At 72.8% G+C, this 19,325-nt stretch carries 19 protein-coding genes; 7 read left to right on the top strand and 12 right to left on the bottom strand.

The window, feature by feature from the left end; genetic code table 11:
* Positions 1 to 15 precede the first annotated feature (15 nt).
* The 3 genes from CW362_RS22280 to CW362_RS22270 all read right to left on the bottom strand — a co-directional run bounded on the left by CW362_RS22280 (position 16) and on the right by CW362_RS22270 (position 3,650).
* Positions 16 to 1,230 (bottom strand): acetyl-CoA C-acetyltransferase, encoded by a 1,215-nt coding sequence (locus CW362_RS22280; protein ID WP_103551285.1) that lies wholly within the window; start codon positions 1,228 to 1,230, stop codon positions 16 to 18.
* 22 nt (positions 1,231 to 1,252) lie between these two features.
* Complete coding sequence (locus CW362_RS22275) at positions 1,253 to 2,395, bottom strand: acyl-CoA dehydrogenase family protein (protein ID WP_103551284.1); 1,143 nt, start codon at positions 2,393 to 2,395, stop codon at positions 1,253 to 1,255.
* Positions 2,396 to 2,513: 118 nt separating this feature from the next.
* Complete coding sequence (locus tag CW362_RS22270) at positions 2,514 to 3,650, bottom strand: CaiB/BaiF CoA transferase family protein (protein WP_103551283.1); 1,137 nt, start codon at positions 3,648 to 3,650, stop codon at positions 2,514 to 2,516.
* 503 nt (positions 3,651 to 4,153) lie between these two features.
* Between CW362_RS22270 and CW362_RS22265 the strand changes: the two genes are divergently transcribed.
* On the top strand, positions 4,154 to 5,326 hold the full coding sequence (locus CW362_RS22265; RefSeq protein WP_103551282.1) for a saccharopine dehydrogenase family protein: 1,173 nt from the start codon (positions 4,154 to 4,156) through the stop codon (positions 5,324 to 5,326).
* 110 nt (positions 5,327 to 5,436) lie between these two features.
* Here the strand turns inward: CW362_RS22265 and mmpA are convergent, their stop codons facing one another.
* Together mmpA and CW362_RS22255 are read right to left on the bottom strand one after the other, a co-directional pair.
* Positions 5,437 to 5,583 carry a morphogenic membrane protein MmpA gene (gene mmpA, locus CW362_RS22260; RefSeq protein ID WP_240657971.1) on the bottom strand — a complete coding sequence of 49 codons (147 nt, stop codon included), beginning with the start codon at positions 5,581 to 5,583 and terminating at the stop codon, positions 5,437 to 5,439.
* Between the two features lie 87 nt (positions 5,584 to 5,670).
* A complete protein-coding gene (locus CW362_RS22255) occupies positions 5,671 to 6,360 on the bottom strand; it encodes an endonuclease V (RefSeq protein ID WP_103551280.1) in 690 nt (229 codons plus the stop codon).
* A 201-nt stretch (positions 6,361 to 6,561) separates the two neighbouring features.
* On the opposite strand from CW362_RS22255, the gene CW362_RS22250 reads away from it, so the two are divergent.
* The gene (locus CW362_RS22250; protein ID WP_103551279.1) at positions 6,562 to 6,858 is read left to right on the top strand and encodes a YciI family protein; all 297 of its coding nucleotides are present in this window, start codon (positions 6,562 to 6,564) and stop codon (positions 6,856 to 6,858) included.
* A 106-nt stretch (positions 6,859 to 6,964) separates the two neighbouring features.
* On the opposite strand, the gene CW362_RS22245 is transcribed toward CW362_RS22250, so the two are convergent.
* The gene (locus tag CW362_RS22245; protein ID WP_162684180.1) at positions 6,965 to 8,071 is read right to left on the bottom strand and encodes a WD40/YVTN/BNR-like repeat-containing protein; all 1,107 of its coding nucleotides are present in this window, start codon (positions 8,069 to 8,071) and stop codon (positions 6,965 to 6,967) included.
* A gap of 298 nt (positions 8,072 to 8,369) precedes the next feature.
* On the opposite strand from CW362_RS22245, the gene ssgD reads away from it, so the two are divergent.
* Positions 8,370 to 8,786 carry a spore wall synthesis regulator SsgD gene (gene ssgD / locus CW362_RS22240; protein ID WP_103551277.1) on the top strand — a complete coding sequence of 139 codons (417 nt, stop codon included), beginning with the start codon at positions 8,370 to 8,372 and terminating at the stop codon, positions 8,784 to 8,786.
* 16 nt (positions 8,787 to 8,802) lie between these two features.
* Here ssgD and CW362_RS22235 read toward each other — a convergent pair whose 3' ends face one another.
* Both CW362_RS22235 and CW362_RS22230 read right to left on the bottom strand, forming a co-directional pair.
* Positions 8,803 to 9,639, bottom strand: a complete 837-nt coding sequence (locus tag CW362_RS22235; RefSeq protein WP_103551276.1) for an isocitrate lyase/PEP mutase family protein — start codon at positions 9,637 to 9,639, stop codon at positions 8,803 to 8,805.
* A 216-nt stretch (positions 9,640 to 9,855) separates the two neighbouring features.
* Entirely contained in the window at positions 9,856 to 10,542 is a 687-nt protein-coding gene (locus CW362_RS22230) for a GOLPH3/VPS74 family protein (RefSeq protein ID WP_103551275.1), read from the bottom strand.
* 302 nt (positions 10,543 to 10,844) lie between these two features.
* On the opposite strand from CW362_RS22230, the gene CW362_RS22225 reads away from it, so the two are divergent.
* The 3 genes from CW362_RS22225 to CW362_RS22215 all read left to right on the top strand — a co-directional run bounded on the left by CW362_RS22225 (position 10,845) and on the right by CW362_RS22215 (position 14,588).
* A complete protein-coding gene (locus CW362_RS22225) occupies positions 10,845 to 12,479 on the top strand; it encodes an ABC-F family ATP-binding cassette domain-containing protein (protein WP_103551274.1) in 1,635 nt (544 codons plus the stop codon).
* 144 nt (positions 12,480 to 12,623) lie between these two features.
* Positions 12,624 to 13,400, top strand: coding sequence for a dimethylargininase (gene ddaH, locus CW362_RS22220; RefSeq protein WP_103551273.1), 777 nt, complete (start codon positions 12,624 to 12,626; stop codon positions 13,398 to 13,400).
* Between the two features lie 210 nt (positions 13,401 to 13,610).
* Positions 13,611 to 14,588: an acyl-ACP desaturase gene (locus CW362_RS22215; protein ID WP_103551272.1), complete on the top strand. Its 978-nt coding sequence runs from the start codon at positions 13,611 to 13,613 to the stop codon at positions 14,586 to 14,588.
* A 169-nt stretch (positions 14,589 to 14,757) separates the two neighbouring features.
* On the opposite strand, the gene CW362_RS22210 is transcribed toward CW362_RS22215, so the two are convergent.
* Positions 14,758 to 15,003: a WhiB family transcriptional regulator gene (locus tag CW362_RS22210; RefSeq protein ID WP_206301018.1), complete on the bottom strand. Its 246-nt coding sequence runs from the start codon at positions 15,001 to 15,003 to the stop codon at positions 14,758 to 14,760.
* A 269-nt stretch (positions 15,004 to 15,272) separates the two neighbouring features.
* Here CW362_RS22210 and CW362_RS22205 point away from each other — a divergent pair, with 269 nt between their 5' ends.
* The gene (locus tag CW362_RS22205; protein WP_103551271.1) at positions 15,273 to 16,064 is read left to right on the top strand and encodes a VOC family protein; all 792 of its coding nucleotides are present in this window, start codon (positions 15,273 to 15,275) and stop codon (positions 16,062 to 16,064) included.
* A gap of 190 nt (positions 16,065 to 16,254) precedes the next feature.
* Here CW362_RS22205 and CW362_RS22200 read toward each other — a convergent pair whose 3' ends face one another.
* The 3 genes from CW362_RS22200 to CW362_RS22190 all read right to left on the bottom strand — a co-directional run bounded on the left by CW362_RS22200 (position 16,255) and on the right by CW362_RS22190 (position 19,291).
* Positions 16,255 to 17,292 (bottom strand): LacI family DNA-binding transcriptional regulator, encoded by a 1,038-nt coding sequence (locus tag CW362_RS22200; RefSeq protein WP_103551270.1) that lies wholly within the window; start codon positions 17,290 to 17,292, stop codon positions 16,255 to 16,257.
* Between the two features lie 254 nt (positions 17,293 to 17,546).
* The gene (gene ligD, locus CW362_RS22195; RefSeq protein ID WP_103551269.1) at positions 17,547 to 18,578 is read right to left on the bottom strand and encodes a non-homologous end-joining DNA ligase; all 1,032 of its coding nucleotides are present in this window, start codon (positions 18,576 to 18,578) and stop codon (positions 17,547 to 17,549) included.
* Positions 18,579 to 18,718: 140 nt separating this feature from the next.
* Positions 18,719 to 19,291 (bottom strand): hypothetical protein, encoded by a 573-nt coding sequence (locus CW362_RS22190; protein ID WP_103551268.1) that lies wholly within the window; start codon positions 19,289 to 19,291, stop codon positions 18,719 to 18,721.
* Positions 19,292 to 19,325: the final 34 nt, after the last annotated feature.

Genomic DNA, 19,325 nt, shown 5'->3' with positions numbered 1-19,325 from the left:
GATCCGTTGGGAAGGTCAGACACGCTCGACGATCGTGGCGATGCCCATGCCGCCACCCACGCACAGGGTGGCGAGGCCGTACCGCTTGTCCTGGCGCTCCAGCTCGTCGACGAGGGTGCCGAGGATCATCGCGCCGGTGGCGCCGAGGGGGTGGCCCAGCGCGATCGCGCCGCCGTTGACGTTGACCTTGTCCAGCGACAGGCCCATGTCCTTCACGAAGCGCAGGACGACGGCCGCGAAGGCCTCGTTGATCTCGACGAGGTCGATGTCGTCGATGGTCAGGCCGGCCTTGGCGAGCGCCTTGCGGGCCGCGGGGGCGGGACCGGTGAGCATGATGGTCGGCTCGGAGCCGGACACGGCGGCGGAGACGATCCGGGCGCGCGGGGTCAGGCCGTAGCGCTCGCCGACCTCCTTGGAGCCGATGGCGACCAGCGAGGCGCCGTCCACGATGCCGGAGGAGTTGCCCGCGTGGTGGACGTGGTCGATCTTCTCGACCCAGTGGTACTTCTGGAGCGCGACCGCGTCGAAGCCGCCGAGCTCGCCGATGTCCGCGAAGGACGGCTTCAGCTTCGCCAGCGAGTCCGCGGTGGTGCCGGGGCGCAGGAACTCGTCGTGGTCGAGGACCGTCAGACCGCTGCGGTCCTTGACCGGGACCACGGAACGGTCGAAGCGGCCGTCCTTGACGGCGTTGGCCGCGCGCTCCTGGGAGAGGGCCGCGTACTCGTCGACGTCGCGGCGGGAGAAGCCCTCGATGGTGGCGATCAGGTCGGCGCCGATGCCCTGCGGCACGAAGTTGGTGGCCAGGTTGGTCATCGGGTCGGCGAACCAGGCGCCGCCGTCCGAGGCCATGGGCACACGGGACATCGACTCGACGCCGCCCGCGAGGACGAGGTCCTCCCAGCCCGAACGGACCTTCATCGCGGCCATGTTGACCGCTTCGAGGCCCGAGGCGCAGAAGCGGTTCTCCTGGACGCCGGCCACCGTGTCGGGCAGTCCGGCGGCGATGGCCGCGATCCGGGCGATGTCGGAGCCCTGGTCACCGACCGGGCCGACGACACCGAGCACGATGTCGTCGACGGCGGCCGGGTCGAGGCCCGGGAAGCGCCGCTGCACCTCGTGGATGAGCCCGACCACCAGGTCGATGGGCTTGGTCCCGTGCAGGGAGCCGTTCTGCTTGCCGCGACCGCGCGGGGTGCGGATCGCGTCGTACACGTACGCTTCGGTGCTCACTGGTAAGCCTTTCGATGAGGGTTCAGCCGAGCAGGGAGCGGCCGATGATCTCTTTCATGATCTCGGTCGTCCCGCCGTAGATGGTCTGGATGCGGCCGTCGGTGAAGGCCCGTGCGACCCGGTACTCCGTCATGTAGCCGTAGCCGCCGTGCAGTTGGAGGCAACGGTCGGCGACCCGCTTCTGCAGCTCGGTCGCCCACCACTTCGCCATCGAGGCGTGCACCGCGTCGAGTTGGCCGTCCGAGTGGTCGACGATGCAGCGGTCGAGGAAGGTGCGGGTGACCGCGCACTCGGTGGCCATCTCCGCTATCTCGAAGCGGATGTGCTGGAGCTTGGCGAGCGGCCGTCCGAACGCCTCGCGCTCCTTCACGTACTGCGTGGTGATCTCCAGCAGGTGTTCGGCCCCGGCGATGGCGGCGACGGCGATGCCCATGCGCTCCTGCGCGAGGTTGGTCATCAGGTGGACGAAGGCGCCGTTGAGCCGGCCGAGCAGGTTCTCCTTGGGGACGCGGACGTCGTTGAAGAACAACTCGGCGGTGTCCTGCGACTTCTGGCCGATCTTGTCGAGGTTGCGGCCGCGCTCGAAGCCCTCCGTTCCCCGCTCCACGACGAGCAGCGACAGCCCGTGCGCGCCGCCCTCGGGGGTGGTTCTGGCGACCACGATCACCAGGTCGGCGAGGATGCCGTTGGAGATGAAGGTCTTGGAGCCGTTGAGCAGGAAGTGGTCGCCCTTGTCCTCGGCGTGCGTCTTGATGCCCTGGAGGTCGGAACCGGCGCCGGGTTCGGTCATCGCGATCGCCGTGATGATCGAGCCGTCGCAGAAACCGGGCAGCCAGCGCCGCTTCTGCTCCTCGGTGGCGAGGTCCGTCAGATACGGGCCGATGATGTCGTTGTGCAGCCCGAGGGCCAGGCCCGCCGCTCCCGCGCGCGTGAACTCCTCGGCGAGCACCGCGCTGTAGCGGAAGTCGGCGTTCCCGCCGCCTCCGTACTCCTCGGGCACGGCGAGGCCGAGGAGGCCCTGCCTGCCGGCCGCGCGCCAGGCGTCCCGGGAGACGATGCCGTCCTTCTCCCACTGCTCGTAGTGGGGCAGCACCTCCTTGGCGAGGAACGTGCGCACGGTCTCGCGGAACGCGTCGTGCTCGGCGGTGAAGATCTGCCGCTTCATGCGGGGAACGCCTTCCTGGAGGGGGTACGGAGGCCCTCGTGGAGGGCGGTGCGGGGGCTTCTGCGGGTACGGGCGGGTGCCGGGTCCGCGCCGGGGACGAACGGCCGGTGGGGTTCCATCAGCCGTCGCCCTTCGTCAGCCGGGGCACGTCCCAGTCGCGGGCCACGTCCGCGGTGTCGGCGCCCGGCAGGGCGGGGCCGCCGCGGACCGCGGTGGGGGTGGCGGAGAAGCGCGGCGCGGGGGCGGGCTGGGTGACGCCGCCGTGGTCGACGAAGGTGCCCCGGGCGGCGAGGTGCGGGTGCCCGGGCGCCTCGCGCAGGGACAGGACCGGCGCCACGCAGGCGTCGGTGCCCTCGAAGACGGCGGTCCACTCGTCCCTCGTACGGGTCCTGAAGCGGTCGGCGACCGCCCCGCGCAGTTCCTCCCAGCGCGCCGGGTCCTTGTGGGCGGGGCCGAGTCCGGGGATGCCGAGCAGTTCGGTGAACTCGTCGTAGAACCGCTGTTCCAGGGGGCCCACGGCCATGTACAGCCCGTCGGCGGTCTCGTAGGTCCCGTAGTACGGGCAGCCGCCGTCGAGGAGGTTGGCGGCGCGCCGGTCCTGCCAGCCGCCCGCGGCGATCATGCCGTGGATCATCGTCGAGAGGTGCGCGGTGCCGTCGACGATGGCCGCGTCCACGACCTGTCCGGCGCCGGTCGCGCGCGCGTGGTTCAGGGCGGCGAGGACGCCGACGACGAGGTAGAGCGAGCCGCCCGCGTAGTCGCCGAGGAGGTTCGCGGGGACCGCCGGCGGCCTGCCCGGCTCGCCGATCATCCCGAGGGCTCCGGTGATCGCGATGTAGGCGACGTCGTGACCGGCGCGGTGGGCGAGCGGGCCTTCCTGGCCCCACCCGGTCATCCTGCCGTAGACGAGCCGCGGGTTGCGGGCTCGGCAGTCCTCGGGGCCCACGCCGAGGCGCTCGGCCACGCCGGGCCGGTAGCCCTCGATCAGGATGTCGGCCCGTTCGGCCAGGTCGAGGACGCGGGACGCGCCGTCCTCGGCCTTGAGGTCGACGATCACGGACCGCTTGTTGCGGTTGACGATGTCGTGGGCCGGGTCGACCCCGATCCCGGCGCCGCCGGGCCGGTCCACCCGGACCACGTCCGCTCCGAGGTCGGCGAGCAGCATGGCGGCGAACGGGCCGGGCCCGATGCCCGCCAGCTCGACCACGCGCACCCCGGCGAGGGGACCGTGCCCCGGCGTTCCTGCCGCTGTCATCAAGCCCCCAGCACTGTGACACCACTGATGTGACATCAGTGATGTTAAGAACGTGTTCCACTCCGGGCAAGCCCCTGACGAGCAAGCGCTTAGTTAAATTCCGGGATCGGGGACGGTTCCGCAAGTGGCGTCGCCCCGGGACCGCGACCGCGATCGGCCCGGATCACCGTCGGCCCGGCCCCGCGTCCGGCGCGGGCCCGGCACGGGCCCGGCCCCGCGATCAGCCTCGGGGGGCTATGCCGCGACGGCTCCCCCCGCCCAGGGGGGACTCCCGGGGGGACTCCCGCGGGGCACCGGGCCGGCCGTGCGTGGATCCACGCACCTTCTGCCACTTTTTCAGCGCGTTTTCCGACACGGTCACGGCTGCCTCCGGCCTGTTCGTGCGACCTCGTCGTCCGACTGTTCCCACCTCACGCTAGCCTCAGCCACCGACAACGGCGCTTCGCGCACGACGTGGCGCGGGACCGCACGTTCGAGCGCAGCCCACAGTGGTGGAGGGTGTCATGAGCAGGCTTATCGAGCCGGACCGCGCGTACGACATCGTGCTCTTCGGAGCCACGGGATTCGTCGGGGAGCTCACCGCGGAGTATTTGGCCGCTCACGCTCCCGAGGGACTGCGGTGGGCGATCGCCGGGCGCAGCGTCGAGAGACTGGAGCGGCTGCGGGAACGGCTCGGCGGCGCGCCCGGCGTGCTGCGGGCCGATGTGACGGACCCGGACTCCGTGCGCGAGCTCGCAGGGCAGGCGCGGGTGGTGGCCTCGACCGTGGGGCCGTACATCACCTACGGGGAGGATCTGGTGGCCGCCTGCGCGGACGCCGGGACCGACTATCTGGACCTGACCGGTGAGCCCGAGTTCGTGGACCTGATGTACGTCCGGCACGACGCACGCGCGCGGGAGACGGGGGCGCGGCTCGTCCACGCCTGCGGCTTCGACTCCGTCCCGCACGACCTGGGCGCCTGGTTCACCGTCAAGCAGCTCCCGGAGGACGTGCCGCTGCGGGTGGAGGGATTCGTGCGCTCCCGGGCGATGTTCTCGGGCGGCACCTTCGCCTCCGCCCTCAACCAGTTCGCCCGCGGCCGGCACATGCTCGCCGCGGCGCGGGAGCGCAGGTACCACGAGCCGCGCCTGATGGGGCGGCGGGTGGAAGCCCCCCTCGGCGCGCCGCGGTTCGCCAAGGAGGTCGGGGCGTGGGCCCTGCCGCTGCCCACGATCGACGCCCAGGTGGTGCAGCGCTCGGCGCGGGCCCTGGCGCGGTATGGGCCGGACTTCCGCTACCGCCACTACGCGGCCGTCGAGCGGCTGCCCGTCGCCCTCGGCGGGGTCGCCGGGGTGAGCGTGCTCTTCGCCGCCGCCCAGCTGCCGCCCGCGCGCCGCTGGCTGTCCGACCGGATCAAGCCGGGCGAGGGGCCGAGCGCCGAACGCCGCGCGAAGAGCTGGTTCTCGGTGCGCTTCGTCGGCGAGGGCGGCGGCCGGCGCGTGTACACCGAGGTCTCGGGCGGCGACCCCGGCTACGGCGAGACCGCGAAGATGCTCGCGGAGTCCGCCCTGTCCCTGGCCCTCGACGAGCTGCCGAAGACGTCCGGACAGGTCACGCCCGTGGTGGCGATGGGCGACGCGCTCCTCGAGCGGCTCGGCGCGGCGGGGATCACCTTCCGGGTGGCGGCGGTGCGGTAGTCCTGCCGTCCGGGTCATGGAGCGGGGCGCGGGCCCCTGCGGTCAGGTGCCCGCCTCCCCGGCACCGACGCGACCGCGCGGCTCGGGCCGAGCCGCGCGGTCGGTGTTCCTCAGGTCGTCCAGGCGATGACCGTGTAGATCATTCCGCCGATCCAGGCGAGGCCGGCCGGGACGGCGAGGACCAGCGCGGTCGTCACCGCGCGGGCGCCCGGCCGCGCGGGTCCGGTGGAGGGGTTCGGTGCCTGGTGCGTCGTCATGCGGACCAGCCTGCCGGTCCCGGCAGGACCGTACATCCGTACGGGTACTCAGGAGCCGTACTCACGTGGGCGGTCGGACGAACGGCGTCAGGAGGTCGCCTGCCGCAGGGCCAGGCGGCACAGGGAGTCCGCCCGGCGGGTGGTCTCCGGCAGACGGTACTCCGGGGTGAGCGCGAGGGTGTGGGCACAGGCGTTGCCGAGGTCCACGCGGTGGCCGACGGAAACGAACACGGGCTTGATCCCGTCCTGGGTGCGCAGCGCGCGGCCCACCTCGTCGGTGCCCGCGAGCAGCGGCGATGCGCTGCCGCGCCGGACGCCGGGCTCCTCGTAGGAGAAGGTGAACGGGTTCTTGGCGACCCCGATCGTGGGGAGCCCGGTGAGGACGCCGAGGTGGCTGGCGAGGCCGAAACGGCGTGGGTGGGCGAGCCCGTACCCGTCGCAGACGACCAGGCCGGGCGGGCAGGGCAGGGCGTCGAGCGCGGCCATGACGGTCGGGATCTCGCGGAAGGCGAGCAGCCCGGGGACGTACGGGAAGGAGACCCGGCCGACGGCGGTGGCCTCCGCCACGACCTCGCGGGTCGCCGCGTCGAGGACGACGGCCGCCGCGACGACGACGTCGCGCTCGTCGTCGTACGCGACGTCGACACCGGTCACCCTGCCGGTGCCGGGCGGCGGGCCCGGCTCGTCGAGCACCACCCGTTCGCGCAACTCGTCCTGCACGGCGCGGGCCTGTTCCTCGGTGGCGGGCCAGCCCGCGGGAATCCTCACGGTCGTCATGGTGGGAACGAGCCTACGGGCCGCCACTCCCCCGGACCGACGCGGGGCGGTCCGCCCGCGGGGCTCCCGCCGGACACGCGGGCCGGGGCCGGAGGCGGGGTGAGGGGTTCCGGCGGCTCGACCGGGTTCCGGCGCGGGGGACTTGCGGGACCGCCGTCGCGGGACCGGGGCGGCGGGGCGGCCGGGGGTAGGCTCGCGATCATGTTCGTACTGGAGCTGTCCTACACCGCGCCGCTCGAAGCCGTCGACGCCGTCCTGGAGGCCCATGTCGCCTGGCTCGACGAGCAGTACGCGGCCGGGACCTTCCTCGCCTCGGGGCGCAAGAATCCCCGCGACGGAGGCGTGATCCTGGCCGTCGCGGACGACCGGGCGCGGATCGAGGAGATCGCCGCGGGCGACCCGTTCGTCACCGCGGGCGTGTGCGCGTACCGCGTCACCGAGTTCGTGGCGACGAAGACGGCCCCGGGCCTGGAGCGCTATCGCGAGACCCTCGGCTGAGGCCCGTCGCCGCCCCGGGCCCCGACCTGCCGCAGGACCCGCGGCCGGGGCCCGGCGGCCGACGCGGGGCGGCCCGCCGCCCCGCGTCCCGCGCGACCGGGCCGGTTCAGCGCTCCAGCCGGGCGATCCGGCCCTTCTCGCCGGAGGCCCAGCAACCCAGGTCCGGGGTGCAGTCCACGGTGTCGTACGAGCCGGTGTCGAGGGTGCGCCAGGTGCGGCCGCCGTCGGTGGTCAGGTCGGTGCCGGTGGGGCCGACCGCGAGGGCGGCGGTGCGGCTGCGCGGAAGCCAGGTGACGCCGGAGCGGTAGGCGGGCGGGGGCCGGTCGGCGGTGGTCCAGGTGCGGCCGCCGTCGGGGGAGACCGCCGCGGCCCGCGGTGAGGCCTGGTCGGCACGGTAGTCGCCGCCCACCGCGAGTCCGTGCGTACGGTCGCGGAAGGCGAGGGCGAAGACACCGCGCGCCGGATCGCCCGCGGGGACCGGCGTGCCGGTGGCGGTCCAGGTCAGTCCGCGGTCCGCGGAGTGCAGCACGCGCGCGGTCGCGCCGCCTCCCGTGGCCAGCCACACGTCGCGGGGCCCCGAACCGACCAGGCACTGGCCGCTCGCGGCGAAGCCCGCCTCGCCGTCCTCGGCGGCGGGCATCCCGTCGCCGGGCAGCACCTTCCAGGAACGGCCGCCGTCACTGGTCGACAGGATGCGGAACCTGCCGTCCACCGGGTCGCTCACCGCCAGACCGTGCCGCCGGTCGAGGAAGGTGAGGCAGTCGTAGAAGGCCTTGGCGTCGGTGTTGCGGAAGGACTCGGTCCAGGTGATGCCGCCGTCCTCGGTCCGGTAGACCCGGGACGCCTCCCCCTCGCCGATGGCCAGGACCACGGCACGCCGCGCGTCGAACGCCTCGATGTCACGGAACTCCAGGTCTCCGGCGCCGGGCGGCGAGACGTTCCGCCAGAGCGCGCCGCCGTCGGTGGTGCGCAGCACGGTGCCCTTCGAACCCGCCACCCACGCGGTGTCCCTGCTGACGGCCGACAGTCCACGGAAACGGGCGTCCGTGCCACTGTCCTTGAGTGCCCAGCGCGGGGTCGGCGTCTCGCCGTGTGCCGGTGCGGGCTCCGCCACCGCCGGCGCGGCCACCACGAGCGCCGCGGCGAGCGCGGCCGCCGCGGGTCCCACGCCGACCGTCCGGACCGTGCGTCTCGTCTTTCCCGAGCTCCTCATGGCGGGCGAAGCTAGTGCACTCCCCCGACGGCGTCCAGACGGCCTCCGTTCCCCCGTTGGTGTCCACATGTCGGTCGACTGCAACCCTCGGGGCCACCCGGGTGTCCTCCTCGGTGCCGGGTGAGCGCGGAACGGGGAGGGATCACCAGGATCGGAGAAAGTGGATCTTCCGGCGCATGACCTCGGTGACAGAGGTCACTCGGTCCAGAGGTGCACGCGCCGGGTCATTCTTCCGTCTCTTCAATTGACCGGTTTCATCCGTCCGGAGTCCGTTCAGCCGTCACAAGGGAGCAAGGCGTTGTCCACCGCCATCGAGCAGCCCGTAGAGGCCCGCCTCGTCGCCGCCGCGCCGCGGATGCCGAGCATCCCGGCCACGCTGCACTACGACCGGACCGACCCGTTCGCCGTCCGCATGACGTTTCCCGCCCCCGCCACGCTCGAGGGCGTCGAGGTCTGCTGGACCTTCGCCCGCGAACTGCTCGTGTCGGGGCTCGAGGACGCGGTGGGGCACGGCGACGTGCGGGTGCGGCCGTACGGATTCGACCGCACCGTGCTGGAGTTCCACGCCCCCGAGGGCACCGCCGTGGTCCACGTCCGCTCGGGCGAGGTGCGGAACTTCCTCCGGCAGACCACCGAGTTGGTGCCGGTCGGTCTGGAGCACCTCCAGGTGGACCTGGACCACGATCTGGCGGAACTCATGCGGGGCACCTGCTGAATCGGCGCGGGTGCCGTCAATCGGCGCGCGCCATCAGGGCGTTGAGACCCGCGTAGTCGAACCCGCCGGTCAGGGTCTCGTAGGTCCCCGTGTCCAGCAGCTCCCGCGCGGCACGCCGGACCAGGGCGTGCGCGGCGGACGCGACGCTCGAACCCGCGCTGATCCGGGCCACGCCGAGCTCGGCCAGTTCCTCGACGGAGGGCGCTCCGGGGCCCACCAGGATGTTCAGGGGTCCGTCGATGCCCTCGACGAGCGCCTTCACGGTCGCCGGATCGACCGTTCCGGGCACGAAGACGCCGTCGGCTCCCGCGGCCAGGAAGGCGGCGGCCCGCTCCAGGGTCTCCTCCACCCCGCCCGCGCCGCGCAGGAAGGTGTCGATGCGGGCGTTGACGAACAGCGGCACCTGAGCCGCGTCGGCGGCCGCGCGCGCCGCCGCGACGCGCTCCGCCTGCTCCTTCAGCGGACGCAGCGGCCCGGCGCCCTCCTCGTAGAGGGCGTCCTCGAGGTTCACGCCCACCGCGCCCGCCGCGAGCACCGCGCGGACGGTGTCCCCCACGCCCTCGGCGTCGGGCGCGTACCCGTTCTCGATGTCCGCGCTGACGGGCACCCGGACCACCGCGGTGATCCGCGCGACGGCCGCGAGCGCGTCGTCCCTGTCCAGCCGGTCCCCGTCCGCCGCGCCCAGGGCCCAGGCGAGTCCCGCGCTGGTCGTCGCCACCGCCGCGGCGCCGGCCTCCTCGACGACGCGGGCGGTCACCGCGTCCCAGGCGTTCACCAGGACGAGGGGCCGGCCCGGCATGTGCAGGGCGTGGAAGGCGAGGGCGGATGCGCGAAGTCGCTCGATGTCGGTCATGGGGACAACCCAAGCACGGCCGGCGCGACGGGAGCTGGCGGGAATCCGACACGTACGTGAAGGCGCGCCGCCGCCCCGGAGCCGCGTGCCCGCAGGCGCGCGCCCGGGGATCCGCGCTCCCAGGGGCGCGCCTGCGGCCGTGCCCGTCCGGTCCGCCGCGGCCGTCCCGTTCAGTTCACCGCGGCCGTCCCGCTCAGTTCGCCGTGGTCGTCCCGCTCAGTTCGCCGTGGTCGTCGCCGTGGTCGTGGCGGTGGCCGTCGCGGCCGCCACGGCCACCGCCGTGCGGACGTCCTGGACGACCTTCCTCAGCGCGGGCGCCGCCGCGCCGCCGCGTTCGGCGAGTTCGTCGATGCGGTCCTTGTGGAGCCTGCGTTCCCCGGGGGACGCGAAGGTACGGAGTTCGGCCGCGGCGGCCAGGGCGACGAGGGCCGCGTCACGGTCGCAGACGTCGGCGACGGGCACCGGCCCCTCCAGGACCTCGCGCGCGGACGCGCGCAGGGCCTCGACCGCGGGCACCCGGTCCAGCTCGTACTCGACGGACGGGAAGAGGCCGAGGACCCGCTTCTTCTCCGCCCGCAGGTATCCCTCGGCCGCGAGCTGGGCGCGTACCGCGTCCAGGGTGACCCGGGCCCGGCAGGTGACCCACGACCTCCACCCCCGGGGCCGCGACTCCGACACGAGTTCCAGCAGTCCGTCCAGCACGACGTCCCCCGTCCGGGAGTCGGGGTCGACGGGGGTGACGATGCCGTCGTCGTCGACGAGCAGCCCGCGCTGGGCCAGCTCGGTGAGGGCGCCGGCGCGCACCAGGTGGTGCAGGTGGGTGGACCCGGTGATCCTCCGTCTCGTGGTGTCCCACGCCAGGAGGTGGAGCCGGGCGGGCAACGAGAGCGAGCCGTTCGGCACGAGGTCTCCTCGGTTCGTCGGGGGGCGCGTTAATCCTTTGACAGCCCTCAGGACCGCCCCTACGGTGTATAGCGGTTCTGTTGCCGTCGATTGGAGAAGGACGTTGCTCGTCTGAGGTCTGAGACACCGCGTCACACCCGGCTGGTCCTGTCGGACCCGTGTGTGCGCAGCGTGCGACCTCGGCGTTCGAGCCGTCCTTGGGTGCGGAGCCTTCTTCTCGCTCTCCTCCGAACTGGATCGTCGTCGCCTCGCGGTGTCCCGTACGCGTACCCCCGACCGCATCCAGCATTCGTGAGGCCCTCATGTCAACGTCCCCCACCTCCATCACCTGCGCGTCCCTGTCCTTCGCCTGGCCGGACGGCACCGACGTCCTCGACGGTCTCCAGGTCTCCTTCGGACCCGGCATCACCGGACTCGTCGGCGCCAACGGGTCGGGCAAGTCGACCCTGTTGAAGCTGATCGCCGGAGAACTCACCCCGGCCGACGGCACCGTCCGGGTCGCGGGCGAGGTCGGTCACCTGCCGCAGAACGTCACGCTCGACACCGCGCTGCGGGTCGACGAGGCGCTCGGCATCCGCGCGGTCCGCGCCGCCCTGCACGCGATCGAGTCGGGTGACGTGGCCGAGGAGCACTTCGACGTCGTCGGCGACGACTGGGACGTCGAGGAGCGGGCCCGCGCGACCCTCGGCGAACTCGGTCTCGGCCACATCGACCTGGACCGCACGATCGGCGAGGTGTCCGGTGGCGAGTCGGTGCTGCTGCGGCTGGCCGCGCTCCTGCTGCGCCGGCCCGACGTGCTGCTGCTCGACGAACCCACCAACAACCTCGACCTGTACGCGCGGCGGCGGCTGTACGCGGCCGTACAGGCCTGGTCCGGGGTCATGGTCGTGGTCAGTCACGACCGCGAACTCCTCGACCTGGCCGACCAGATCGCCGATCTGCACTCCGGCGAGGTCACCTGGTACGGCGGGAACTTCTCCGCGTACGAGGAGGCGCTCGCCACCGAACAGGAGGCGGCGGAGCGCATGGTGCGCGTCGCCGAGTCCGACCTGAAGAAGCAGAAACGCGAACTGATCGACGCCCAGGTCAAGTTGGCCCGGCGCAAGCGGTACGGGCAGAAGATGTACGAGCAGAAGCGCGAACCGAAGATCGTCATGGGGGCGCGCAAGCGGACGGCGCAGGAGTCCGCGGGCAAGCACCGGATCATGCACGAGGGCCGGCTCAGCGAGGCGAAGGAGCGTCTCGACGAGGCGGTGGAGGCCGTGCGCGACGACGATCTGATCCGGATCGACCTGCCGTACACGGCCGTACCGCCGGGGCGCACCGTCCTCACCCTCGACCGGCTGGAGCTGCGGCACGGCTCGCGGGTGAACGGCGTGTTCGATCTCCGCGGACCCGAACGCGTCGCGCTCGTCGGGCGCAACGGAGCGGGCAAGACGACGCTCCTGCGCACGATCGCCGGGGAGCTGGACGCCGTGTCCGGCGAGGCGCGGGCCCATGTGCCCCTGCGCTTCCTGCCGCAGCGGCTCGACGTCCTGGACGGCTCGCTGAGCGTCGCCGAGAACGTGGCCCGGTACGCGCCGGCCGCCACCGACAACCGGATCCGGGCCCGTCTCGCCCGCTTCCTGTTCAAGGGCGCGAAGGCCGACCAGCCGGCGGAGACGCTCTCCGGCGGCGAGCGCTTCCGCGCGGCGCTCGCGGCCCTGATGCTGGCCGAGCCCGCCCCGCAGCTGCTGATGCTCGACGAGCCGACGAACAACCTCGACATGGCGAGCGTCCGCCAGCTCACCACGGCCCTGGAGTCGTACGAAGGGACGCTGATCGTCGCCAGCCACGACATGCCGTTCCTGGAGTCGATCGGCATCACGCGGTGGCTGCTGCTGGAAGGAGGAGAACTGAAAGAAATCGCTCCGGAAACTGTCGGGTATTCCTCATAGTGCGGGACGCGGGGGCCGCCTAGCGTCGGGGGTGGGCGGTGCCCGGCGTACGGGCCGGGGGCTTTTGCGCGCGGGGCTTTTGCGCGCGTGAAGGGCGCTGCATGATGTTGCGCCGACACCCCCGGCCGATTCGGAGACCCGCCCGTGCCCAGTCAGAAAGCGCTCGTCCGCAGGCCCGGCCCCCGCCTCGCCGAGGGGCTGGTGACGCACGTGGAACGCCGTGCGGTGGACGCCGGCCTCGCGGCCGAGCAGTGGGAGGCCTACACCGAGGCGCTGCGCGCGCACGGCTGGGAGACCGTGGAGGTGGACCCGGCCGAGGACTGCCCGGACTCGGTGTTCGTCGAGGACGCCGTCGTCGTCTTCCGCAACGTCGCCCTCATCACCCGTCCGGGCGCCGAGTCCCGCCGCGCCGAGACCCCGGGGGTGGAGGAGGCCGTGGCACGCCTCGGCTGCTCGGTGAACTGGATCTGGGATCCGGGCACCCTCGACGGGGGCGACGTCCTGAAGGTGGGCGACACGATCTACGTGGGCCGCGGCGGCCGTACGAACGCGGCCGGGGTCCAGCAGCTGCGCGCGGTCTTCGAACCGCTCGGGGCGCGGGTCGTCGCGGTCCCCGTCAGCAAGGTGCTGCACCTGAAGTCGGCGGTCACCGCGCTGCCCGACGGCACGGTGATCGGACACGAGCCGCTCGTGGACACCCCTTCGCTCTTCCCGCGCTTCCTGGCGGTGCCGGAGGAGTCCGGGGCGCACGTGGTGCTCCTGGGCGGCGGCAGGCTACTGATGGCCTCGTCCGCCCCGAAGACCGCGGAGCTGCTCGCCGACCTCGGCCACGAACCGATCGTGGTGGACATCGGCGAGTTCGAGAAGCTCGAGGGCTGTGTGACATGTCTCTCGGTGAGACTTCGGGAGCTGTACGTCTGAACGAGTGAACGAGTCATCCGCACGGCCCAGGGCCCACCACGCCGCGGGTCTCTCCGGCGTGCCCCGGGGAAGCGTGGACTCCTGCCCGCAACGCCGCTGATCAGCGATCTTTACGGGCTCCTTAACCTACGGAGTCGTAACCTACGGAGACGTAGCCTACGATTCCGTAGGTTAGTTCTTCGCTCGTTGTCCCGTCCCCCTGGAGCACCCGTGACGATCACTTCTCCCGACCTCGGCAGCCCGGCAGCCGCCTGGACCGACGCTCGCCTGCTGTACGCGCTGGAGGAAGTCGTCGAGACGGAGCTGAACCGCCACCTGAAGGTGGCCAAGGACTGGATGCCGCACGAGTACGTGCCCTTCAGCGACGCCCGCAACTTCCCGGGGCAGTTCGAGGACGGGGAGGCCTGGGACAAGGAGCAGTCCAAGGTCACCGAGATCGGCCGGATCGCGCTCGTCGTCAACCTGCTCACCGAGGACAACCTCCCGAGCTACCACCACGAGATCGCGTCCCTCTTCGGCCGTGACGGCGCCTGGGGCACCTGGGTGCACCGCTGGACGGCGGAGGAGGGCCGGCACGGCATCGTGATGCGCGACTACCTGCTCGCCTCGCGCGCGGTGGACCCGGACAAGCTCGAGGCCTTCCGCATGCAGCACATGAGCGAGGGCTTCGAGTCGGACAACCGCCACTCGATGCTGCACTCGGTCGCGTACGTCGCCTTCCAGGAGCTGGCGACCCGCATCTCGCACCGCAACACCGGACACCAGTCGGGCGACCCGGTCTGCGACCGCATGCTGGCGCGCATCGCGACCGACGAGAACCTGCACATGGTCTTCTACCGCAACCTCCTGAAGGCCGCGTTCGAGCTCGCCCCCGACCTGACCATGCAGGCGTGCCGTGACGTCGTCGTCAACTTCCGGATGCCCGGTCACGGCATGCCCGGCTTCGAGCGCATGGCCGCGCAGATGGCCATCGGCGAGGTCTACAACCTGCGCATCCACCACGACGACGTGCTCCAGCCGGTGCTGCGCCACCTCAAGGTCCTGGAGATCGGCGGCCTCGGCCCCGAGGGCCTCAAGGCCCAGGAGGAGCTCGGCTTCTTCATGGGCGGCCTCGACGCCGAAGCCTCGAAGTTCGACGAGAAGCTCGCCGCCCGCAAGGCCCGGATGGCGGCCCGCGGCAAGGCGTAGCCCCGCTCGCGGGCGTGGCCACGGCCCGCTCGTCCCCGCGGGTGACCCGCGTGATCCCGCGGTGCGCTCTTCGCCCCCGGTCCGCTCCGCCTCGGGTGAGGCGGAGCGGACCGGGGGCTCGCTCATGTCGGGGCGCGGCCCGCCGCCCGGCGGCGGGCCGGGGGCCGCGTCACTCCAGGGCGCGCCGCAGACCGAGGCGCTCCTTCTCGGAGAGCCCGCCCCACACGCCGAAGCGTTCGTCGTTGCTCAGCGCGTAGTCGAGACACGCGGGCCGCATCGCGCACATCCCGCAGATGCGCTTCGCGTCGCGCACCGAGCTGCCCGGCTCGGGAAAGAAGAAGTCCGCCCCCGTCTGCGCGCACAACGCCTGTTCCTGCCAGGCGAGGTCGGACGGAGTGATGGTTTGCGAGTACATGGCCAAGAGCGTGCCCCGCGGGGAAAAACGTTCGCTCAACACGGGATCAACGCCACGTCCCGAGACTCCCGGCGGCCTCGATGATGGCCTCGCGGGAGGGCCCGGGCACGGCGGCGCGCGGGAGAACACGGCCGCGACGGGAATCGCGCGGACACTCGGGGTGACGAATGCTCCCGCTCCGGGCGTTTCGCGCGCGTCCGCGGCGATTGCCGGTGAGCGGTGGAAGAGTGGTCGGCAAAGGCAACGAGACCTCTCGAAGGAGGGCGGTCATGCTCACCACCCGCTTCGTCGACGGCGCCCCGAACTGGCTGGATGTCGGCACGTCCGACATCGAGGGCGCCATCGCCTTCTACGGCGGCCTCTTCGGCTGGCGGTTCCTGCCGGCCGGGCCCGACGCCGGTGGCTACGGCTTCTTCCAGGTGGACGGCAGGACCGTGGCCGGCGGCATGCCGATCACCGCCGAGCAGGGCCCGCCGTCCTGGAACGTCTACTTCCGGACCGCGGACGCCGAAGCCACCTCCAAGGCGGTCGAGCAGGCCAAGGGCACGGTGCTCGTGCCGCCCGTGGACGTGCCGGGCGAGGGGCGCGTGGCCATGCTCGCCGACCGGGCGGGGGTGGCCTTCGGCGTCCGGCAGCCCGGCCGGACCACGGGGCTGGGCATGGTCGGCGACCCGGGTTCCCTGTGCTGGGTCGAGCTCGTCACCCCGGACATCGCGGCGGCCGCCGCGTTCTACAACTCGGTCTTCGGCTGGAACACCTCGGCGGTTCCGTTCCCGGGCGGGATCTACACCTGCGTCAACCCGGCGGGGACCGAGGAGGAGGACGTGTTCGGCGGTCTGGTGCCGCTCGCCGACGACCCGGTCGAGGCGAGGACCGGCGCGTACTGGCTGCCGTACATCGAGGTCCCCGACACGGACGCCGTGGTGGCCAGGACCCAGGAGCTCGGGGGTACGGTCCGCATGCCCGCCACGGACCTGGAGGGCGCCGGCCGCACGGCCAGGCTCGCCGATCCCTACGGGGCGCGCTTCGCGGTGATCAAGAGCGCGCCGCGGCAGGACTGACGTCCCGGCCGGCGGGCCGCCCCCACCGCACGGCGGGGGCCCGCCGGCCGCGGCCGCCCTCGGCTCCACCCGGCCCCGCACCGAGGCCTTTCGTCCGTGCCGGGGCCGATCGCGGCCCCGCACCGGAGCCCGCCCGTCCCGCGCCGAGGGCCGTCCGCTCCGCCCGGCCCGGCACCGGGGACGGCCGGCCCTACGCGGAGGCCCGTCGCACCACCGTCGTCGGCAGGACCACTCCGGAGGACTCGGGCACCGGACCCTCCGCGCCGGCCCCGCCCTCCAGTCCGCGGATCAGCAGCCGGGCCATCAACCGGCCCATGTCCTCTATGTCCTGACGTACCGTCGTCAGGGGCGGATCCGTCTGCTCGGCGATCGGCAGCATGTCGTCGAAGCCGATCACGGCCACGTCCTCGGGCACCCGCCGTCCGTGCTCACGCAGTACGCGCAGCACGCCGAGGGCCGACAGGTCGTTCGCCACGAACACCGCGTCGACGTCGGGGCGGCGCTCCAGCAGTTCCCGCATCGCGCGTTCGCCGCCCGCGGGGGTGAAGTCGCCCTGGGCGACGAGCGCCGGGTCGGCATCGGCCATGACGTCCCGGTAGCCGTCGAGCCGGTCGACCGCGGACGTCTGGTCGAGGGCGCCGGTGATGTGGGCGATGCGGGTCCGCCCGAGACCGAGGAGGTGGCGGACGGCCTGGCGGGCTCCGCCGCGGTTGTCGCAGTCGACGTAGACCGCCTCGCGGACGCCCTCGCCCCAGCCGGGCCGTCCGCCGAACACGGTCGGCACGCCCGCGCCGTGGATCAGTCCGGGCAGCGGGTCGTCGAGGTGCAGCGAGAAGACGAGAGCGCCGTCGACGTGGCCGCCGGCGAGATAGCGGGCGACGCGGGCGTGGTCGTCGCGGCCCTCCGTGAGCAGCAGCACCAACTGGGAGTCGTGGGCGGTCAGTTCCTTGCTGATGCCACGGAGCTGGAGGGCGAAGAAGGGGTCGGCGAAGACCCTGGTCTCCGGCTCGGCGATCACGACGGCGACGGCGTCGTGGCGCCGGGTCACGAGACTGCGGGCGGCCTGGTTCGGGACGTACCCGAGTTCTTCGACGGCCCGGCGCACCCGCTCGACGAGCGGCTCGCGGACTCCGTCCCCACCGTTCACGACGCGCGACACAGTGGCCCGGGAGACCCCGGCCCGCGCGGCCACGGCCTCCAGCGTGGGGCGCGACACTGTCCCGGTCACCTCAGGGCACCTCCTCGGCGGATGCGGATCAGGATAACCATGACCGCTCGCCCGGCGAGAACGCTCCTCGATCAACGGGATCGACACGAACCGGTCACGTTCGAGGGCACTTTGGCGGAGAGATCACCTGCCCGCCCCGCCGGGGCCGGGCCACCTGGCGCCCGACCGCCCGCCCGACCGACCGACCGCGGGTGATCTTCCCGACCGACCGCGGGTGATCCTCCCGGACGCGCATCCGTCCGAGGCCGAGCCGGTCAGTCGCCCGGCGGCCGGGCCTCCTCGTGCCTCGCCCTGCTCGGCTGCACCCGTTTGGGCTCGCCCGGCATCTTCGGATAGTCGGGCGGGTACGGGAGGTCGCCGAGGCCGTGGTCGTGCTCGTCGCGGTCGGCGAGTTCCAGCAGGGCCTCCAGGGAGAAGGCGTGGTCGTCCATGTCGGCGTGCACGTCCCCGAGTTCGGCGAAGCGTCCCGGCATGGTCGCCAGGTCGAAGTCCCGGGGTCTGGCGTCCTCCACCTCGTCCCAGCGCAGGGGTGCGGAGACCGGGGCGTGCGGGCGGGGCCGTACGGAATAGGCCGAGGCCATGGTGCGGTCCCGGGCGTTCTGGTTGTAGTCCACGAAGATCTTTTCGCCTCTTTCCTCCTTCCACCACGCGACGGTGACCCGGTCGGGCATGCGGCGTTCGAGCTCGCGGCCGACCGCGATGGCGGCCCGGCGCACCTGGGTGAAGGTCCAGTGCGGCCGGATCGGCACGAAGACGTGCAGCCCGCGGCCTCCGGAGGTCTTGGGCCAGCCCCGCAGACCACCGTAGTCGTGCAGGACCTCGCGCAGTTCGCGGGCGGCGCGCACCGCGTCGGCGTAGTCCGTGCCGGGCTGCGGGTCGAGGTCGATGCGCAGTTCGTCGGGGCTGTCGACGTCGTCACGGCGGACCGGCCACGGGTGGAAGGTGAGCGTGCCGAACTGCGCGGCCCACAGCACGGCGGCCGGCTCGGTGGGGCACATCTCGTCGGCGCCGCGGCCGCTGGGGAAGGTGATGCCGGCGGTCGGGATCCAGTCGGGCATGTTCTTGGGCGCCCGCTTCTGGAAGAAGGACTCGCCGGTCACCCCGTCCGGGTAGCGCTCCAGTGTGGTGGGGCGGTCGCGCAGGGCGCGCAGGATGCCGTCGCCGACGGCGAGGTAGTACCGGGCGAGGTCCAGCTTCGTGAAGCCGCGCTCCGGGAAGAAGACCTTGTCCGGGCTGGACAGACGGACGCTCCTGCCCGCCGCTTCGAGTTCCACCGCATCGCCCATGCGAGCCACGGTAGGCGCGGCACACGGCCCCCGCACACCGGGCGGGGGCCCGTACCGCCAGGCGGAATCGGCAGGTGGATCCGCGCGGGTTCGGCAGGGCCGGTGCCCGAATCGACCGGCGTGGCGCGTGGAGGCGTCGGCTACGCCCTCGGCACCGCCCACTCCGCCGGCGTCTCCGCCTTCTCGGACTTCTCCGAGGTGTGCAGCACCCGCTCGGGCCGCTGGTTCGCCGGTACCGCGAAGACGGTCTTCCCCCGCACGCACTCGCCCGCGTTCACCGTCGCCATGCGGGGATACTCCGGCTTCGGGAAGTCGCCGTACGTCACGCGGCTCGGCCCGATCCGCGTTCCGTCCGCGTACTCGAGCGCCCACGTGTTGCGGGTGACCACGGCGAAGCCGCTCTTCAGGCATCCCTCGATCTCGACGACGGCCCACGTGTACCCGGTCGTGCCGAACTCCTCGTCGGCGGACCGCCGGGAGTGGAACTTCCCCTGCTCGTACCGGAGGACGGTCGTCGCCATCGTCGCTCCGTCGGCCGTGACGGTGAACGGCGCGCCGAGCACGAGGGGCGCCTTCGGGCTCGGGCCCGGCTTCGCCGCGGCACCCTTCCCGGCGGCCTCCGGCGCACCGGGCTTCGCGGCGTCGCCGCTCCCGGAGCAAGCGGTGGCGAAGGCGAGCAGGAAAAAGACGGCGGTGGCGGTACGGGTGCGCATGGTCCCCCCGAGGACTGCGGATGCTGAATGGGCA

The organism is Streptomyces populi (assembly GCF_002911015.1).
In the GTDB taxonomy this organism is placed as follows: Bacteria; Actinomycetota; Actinomycetes; order Streptomycetales; family Streptomycetaceae; genus Streptomyces; species Streptomyces populi.
The sequence above is the reverse complement of the archived record's forward strand: the minus strand, read 5'-3'. Positions and strand labels throughout refer to the sequence as shown.